Source organism: uncultured Holdemanella sp., assembly GCF_934772795.1.
Lineage (GTDB): Bacteria > Bacillota_I > Bacilli_A > Erysipelotrichales > Erysipelotrichaceae > Holdemanella.
On sequence record NZ_CAKVMR010000130.1, the window covers coordinates 1 to 1,551 of the forward strand.

Annotated in this window: 1 protein-coding gene; it reads right to left on the reverse strand. The window is 24.6% G+C overall.

Features of this window, described 5'->3' with window-relative positions; all coding sequences use genetic code 11:
* A partial coding sequence (cas3, locus tag Q0F04_RS11865; protein WP_295753550.1) for a CRISPR-associated helicase Cas3' occupies nucleotides 1–1,551 on the reverse strand: 1,551 nt, incomplete at both ends.

The window sequence follows — 1,551 nt, forward strand, 5'->3', positions numbered from 1 at the left end:
ATCTTCGGAATTACATCTATATTATCAATATTTCTTAAAATATGCTGTGCATCTTTTTTACTTGTATCATAGTCAATAATGTTATCCAATATTTTAAAAGCCTCTTTGAATTTCTTATAGAATTCTGTTCCTTGTAACATTTCTTTTGAGTATAATTTATCAACTAAATCAATTTTCACTTTTTCTTGTAGGATTTTTCCATTAAATGGTTTTAATAATTCTATACTTTTTTCATAGATTTCTTTATCATATATATATCCAACTCCACTTGTGTCTTTTATATATATTTTTACATTTGGTGTATTTTCATCATATTTTCTACTTCTATAGCATCTTCCCAGCCTTTGAAATAAACTATCTAATGTAGACATTTCTGTATATAACATATCAAAGTCTATATCTAATGATGCTTCAACAATTTGTGTTGTTATCCATATTCCTGCTTCATTTCTATTTTTAGAAAATTCTTTTATATTCTTTTCTTTTTCACTTCTATCAGCTTGTATAAATCTTGAATGTAGTAAATTTACATTTGATATATTTTCATCTTTTAGTTTTTCATATATTTCAATTGCTTTATTTATTGTATTAACAATTATCAATACTTTCTTATTTTTAGAATTTTCTTTTATTTCTTCTATATCTTGATTTATCACTGAATCTACTAATTGAATTTTATGTCTCACCGTATCTTTTATAAATTCATTATACTCAAATTTTATTTCCATTTCTTCTAATTTGTCTTTATATATTCTAGGAAGTGTTGCAGTCATTACCATAAACTTTCCATTTAAGTTATTTATCATTTGTAGTCCTTTTAAAATAACTGCTACAATTTCTGGTGAATATGCTTGAATTTCGTCAATTACTACTTTTGAATAACTTAATGTTGCATAAATTTTTTCATATCCTCTATATTTGAAAACAAATGGAAAGATTTGATCTATTGTACATGTTGTAATTTTTTCATATAAATTTCGTGCTTGTTTTATTTTTTCAAATTCGTTTTCTTCATTTTTATCATCTAAATAATCAACTGCAGTTGAATGTAATAATCCAACATGTTCATATCCTATCGTTTCTTTTATTCTGTCATATATTGCATTTATACTTATTCTTAATGGCAATGTAAAAAAGGTTTTATCATGATTACTCCAGAGTAATGCTGCTTCTGTTTTTCCCATTCCAGTTGAACCAATTACCATAATATTTTTGTTTTGATTTTCTTTTGCAAATTGTTGTAAATCATTTGGATCAAAATCTTGTTTCTTCATAAATTCTTCTACAAATTTTGAAATTTCATTTTTTGTTTCATCTTCAACTGGTATCCATGCTGAACTACAATGGTCTAATCTATGTAATAATCCTTTCATTATGCAATAGTCTTTGTATATGTCATCGAATTCTGTTATTCTAGCTTGTCCTTCTACTATTCCTAAATATGTTGTTTTTAATTCTGGTACTTTGATTTGTAATTCATTTTCTATTTGAGGAATATTAGGTTGTATATCTTCTTCTATTATTTCTTTTAACAAGTCTCCATCTATATAT